The sequence below is a fragment of the Corynebacterium lipophiloflavum DSM 44291 genome, from assembly GCF_000159635.1.
GTDB lineage: Bacteria > Actinomycetota > Actinomycetes > Mycobacteriales > Mycobacteriaceae > Corynebacterium > Corynebacterium lipophiloflavum.
Genome location: NZ_GG667192.1, coordinates 204,859 through 205,518 on the forward strand (window position 1 = coordinate 204,859; position 660 = coordinate 205,518).

At 60.2% G+C, this 660-nt stretch carries 1 protein-coding gene; it reads left to right on the plus strand.

What is annotated here, in order from left to right; translation table 11 throughout:
- Positions 1 to 17: 17 nt before the first annotated feature.
- The coding region (locus tag HMPREF0298_RS04160; protein WP_211205422.1) for a thermonuclease family protein at positions 18 to 660 on the plus strand (643 nt) is incomplete at its 3' end.

Here is a 660-nt window from a genome sequence, read left to right on the forward strand (position 1 = left end):
GGAAACGTGAGGATTCATTGAGCCTGTTAAAGACCGTGGGTTGGATCGCAGCGATCGGTCTGACGGGTGCCTTAGCCATCGAACTCCTTCGAGCAAGCCCAGTAACTGTGGAGAAAATTGTCGACGGTGACACGATTGATGTGCGTCTCGACGGCGAGACGACACGCATCCGGTTCCTCAACGTGGATACACCCGAAATCGGTCGTGACGGGGCGCCCTCTGAATGCCTTGCCGACGAAGCCCGCCAGTACCTCGTCGATCGCCTTCCTATTGGCTCTGTGGTGGAGCTCGAGTTTGATCAAGAGAGGCTGGACAAGTACGGGCGGAGCTTGGCAGGGGTCTTTGTCGACGATTCGCTGATCAATGCGGAACTCGCCCGGGAAGGCCTAGGCCGCGCCGTGGACATCGCTCCCAACCACCGCTTCTACCCCGAAGTCGCGGAGGCGGAAAGGGAAGCAACCGAAGCTAAACGCGGGTTGTCAACGCTGGGCCCGGAGTGTTTCGTCGCACAGCAAGATGCGGAGGCGATCCTCGAGGCTGAACAAGCTCAACAGGAGGCGCAGAACGCGATCCTGCTCTTGCCTTACCTGAACGATGCCGGCAACCTCGCGCAGGTACAGCGCAGCGCACGACGAATCGCGGAGGCGAGGGCGACACTAG